Source organism: Staphylococcus sp. EG-SA-2, assembly GCF_017152085.1.
In genome coordinates, this window is record NZ_JACYHC010000501.1 from 1 (window position 1) to 4,110 (window position 4,110).

A 4,110-nucleotide genomic window follows, 5' to 3' on the forward strand; every position below is an offset into this window, starting at 1 on the left:
TTACCATTATTATCGACAGTTACTGGATCAGTTGATGCTAAATATCCTCTTATATTTTGGTTTTTATTCATAAAGGCAGTAATTATGCTTTGCTTTTCATCATTAGATACAGCAGTCGGATTGACTACTACAACTTTCTCAGTATTTCCTAATACAATCGGATGAGCATCTTCACTAATTTTACCTACATGAATTGACACATGTTTAGATTGACTATCATTTGTCGTATTATTGACATTGTCTGTCGCTGATACTTTAAATGTAATATCACTGTTAAATGCCTGATTCATAGAGACTCTACCTGTAATAGCTAATGAGCCGTTTTTGTTGTCGGATTTAGTTAAATTTGATGTCCAACCACTTGGCAAAGTAGTAATAGTTGTATTTTTTATACCAGAATGTCTATCAGAGACTCCCATTGTAAAGTTGACTTCGTCGCCTCGATAGTATTTGGCATTTATTCCAACAGGATTATTGATTGTTGGTGGAATGTCATCTGGCAAAATAGTAACAGCATTACTCATATTAGATGCAACTACTTTATTATAATAAACTACTGCTCTAATTTGTTTACCTACAGGTGGTATGAATACAACATAATCTTGCGGTCGTATAGTAATTGTATTATGCACCCCATCAGGTGTACCAGTCGCAAGTATCGTATAACCAGATGGTATTTGATCTGCCTCACTACCACCATTCGTAGTTTGATTTGTTGGTGCAACTAAATAAACCAATGCCGATGGATCCAACGGTATTCCCGAAATATTAACAGGCACTTTTTGTAATGCTGTACCTCTTAATTGCTCAGCTGTCGTTGTAATTGTTGGTGTATGTGGTTTAACACGAATTTCAAATAATTGTTCTTTACGTCCAAAACGTATCGTACCAAAGTAATCCCCTGGTAATAAATTACCAACAAGTTCAATGTTACGTTCTCTAGCATTATTAGTTCTATTTGTCGAGTTTTCAATGTGTAATGTACGCGGAATACCTGTAATTTGCCAATCTTTATCTGTAAAATTCTCATTACTTGTTAAATTAATACGTAATGGTTGAATAGATGTTACGCTACCACCTAAATTCACGGAAGCATTCCCTTGGTTACCTGCATATACATAGAAAACTGGATGCCCAGCTTGTTTTGAAAATGGTTTTTCAGCAATATTTTGAGTATCGTCATTTTTAAAGAATTTAATATTATGTTGGATTTCAGGTAATACCGTTAAGTTAACAGGAACTAAAGTTTCACTATTACCATAACCATCAGGATAGTCGAAACCAATCATTAATCTTATTGGGTTTCTAGTTCTTGCTGCTTCTTGTAATTTTTGATCAGTAAATAATTGACTTAATTGATATTCATTTAATTCTTGAACGCCCCCCGGTCTAAAAGCGTTAGTATTTGCATTAGTTGGGTAAAAACCTAACACTTTATTACTCGGCGTCTTAACATAACTTAAAGGATCATCAACAAAATCATCTATATTTAGGTTTGTACTTTCTAATACCTTTTTCGTTTGTACATTTCCTTGACTCACTTCTACACGTTTAGTTGTACCTATGCGATATGTACGATTAACCACTTGTCTTAAACCATTAAGACGTTGTTGATGGTCTTGCGTTGATTCGACGTATAGTTGACTGTACATAAATAATTGATTGTACTCTAAAGCACGCCCACCTGCTGCATAATACAATTTATTAACAGTTGGACCTTGTGTTTTAAATGAAATTGTATAACTTGCATCACCTTGACCGATGAAAGTATAAACTTTAGGAACACCCGGTGATTCAGCAGGTTTTTGACCATTAATATATTCAAAATTTTGTCTACCAAATGCTTTAGTAGCAGGTGTCGCTCCAGCTTCACTAAAATAATCACTCGCTCTAGATAAATCTTCTAAAGAATAAACATGGACAGTTGGCCAGCTATATATTACTTGGCCACTTCTATTTCTTATTTTAAAGTCATGTGAACGATCAGGATCATTTACTCCATATTCCCACATTTGTTGAAGTGGTTTATTTGCACCTGCTCCTGCTCCATGACTCCATTGTACATTTGTTCCATCTGAATTAACTGTTACAAAGTCAGTTCTTCCTACTGGCACTTGGTCTGCTGGTAATGCAAACCAGAAAATCATATTTTGATGTGGAGCATGTCCTTTATTAAACTTAATAACCCATTGGTAGCCATCTCCAGTTTGTTTCGCTGTCATAAGAGCAATTTCCTTTGAGTCAGAGGCCTTCAATGTATTCCATGGTGTAGTTGGTAAATTATATGGCGCCCCTTTACTAGAAGCATTGATATATGTACCTACAGGATATCCTGAACCATCATTAGCATTTTCAACATAATATGATGAATTTGCATTTTGATAGTCTGATACTGATCTAGGCTCTGCAGCTCTAGACTCAACAGAACGCGTTTGAATTCTGTTTGATCGACGGCTAGTTTGTTGACGTTGAGGCATTGTACGAATTAAAGCAACAGCTTGTTCCAATTCTTTGTATGCAAGTTGCAAGTCTTTATTGTTAATTGGATCATTACTGCCTAATAAAGTATTAATCTTGTCAAAAATGCCTTTTACATAGTTAAATGTGCCAGAATCTGCATTTTCACGGTCAATAAAGCGATAATCATGATAATTTGCATCAAAAAATGCTTGTAATTCATTTCGGTCATGTTGTACGTTACCATTATCAGATGAATCTGAAGCTGTTACTACATTTGCTTCATGATTTTCTACATGAGCCGCTCTATTGTCGTTTCCATTTTTATTAGCAGATTGACTTTCGTTTTGTTTATGCTTACTTTCTTCTTTATCTGGTTGTGTTGTCGCAGCCGTTGCCGAATCTTTCTTTGTATTTACATTTTGAGATGCTGGTTGTTCATCATTAGTAGTAGATGATTGCACTACTTTTTGATTTACTAAATTAGCTTGACTATTATTTGGTTGCTCATTTTCATGAGTAGCGGATAATGATTGACTATTTTGTGAATTTTGAGAATTTTGTACTTGAGATTCTCGATTCTCAGTCTGTTCATTATTACTTTGTTGTTTCTGTTTAACCACGCTTGCTGGTTGATTTGTTTCAGCAGCATGTGCTTGTGATGTATTGAATCCTAAAAATACCAATGTCGCAATGACAGTTGAAAATGTACCAACTGTATATTTACGAATACTAAACTTTTGAATTTTATCACGATAATTCACAGCTATTGTTCACTCCTTATCTTGTTGTTATGTCTCTGTTGTGTTGTGAATGTATTTACTTTTGATTGCTTGTATATTGTAATGCTCATTCCATTCTCATTTAAAAATTTAAAACGATGACGATTCAATACAATTTCGCAATCTATCCAAAAAGTATTGAAACACATTACAACTATGTGTTGAACAATTTATTTATGATCCAGAATATAATAACACAAAATATGTTGTAAGGTAAATTGAATTTGTGACAATTTATAATAATTATAAATAAAGTAGCGTAAAAGAGTAATAAAAAACCAATCCCTATGTTCATTTAAAATAATGACACATAAGAATCGGTTTATATTTTTGTTTAATATTGTAGCGACTTGTATGATTTCAATTTAATTCTCAATTATCATAATTGAGTGTCGTTTTGTTTAGGCACAAGTAACAAAATGATAACGAATGATAATATTCCCATACCTGCGTTTAACCATAATGCAATCATTGCACCAGTATAAATGTTTGTCATATTTGATACGATTGCATAAACTGCACCACTCAATGCGACGCCAAATGCTCCACCTAATGCAGAAGCCATTTTATAGATACCTGCAGCAACTCCTACTTTTTCTAACGGTGCATTTGCAATTGCTGTATCTGTTGATGGTGTAGCATATATTCCTAGTCCTAAACCAAAGAATAAATAACCTATAATACAACAAATGACATACAATATTTCTGGCAAGAAAGTTAATGAAATGAGACATTCTCCGACAATAAGAACTCCTGTTCCAATTAACATTGGTTTCTTGCATCCGAGTGTTTGAAGTAACTTTTCACCAACACGAATCATAATTAGTACCATTACTAAATAAGTGATTGATAAACTTCCTGCTTGCAATGA

The 4,110-nt window shown here is 33.8% G+C and carries 1 protein-coding gene and 1 pseudogene; both read right to left on the reverse strand.

Annotation, left to right across the window (positions count from 1 at the left end):
* Positions 1-3,221: hyperosmolarity resistance protein Ebh (ebh, locus tag IDG60_RS07905; protein ID WP_206160600.1), on the reverse strand; the 3,221-nt coding region annotated here is incomplete at its 3' end.
* 397 nt (positions 3,222-3,618) lie between these two features.
* Positions 3,619-4,110: pseudogene (gene norB / locus IDG60_RS07910) on the reverse strand (multidrug efflux MFS transporter NorB); the annotation flags it as partial.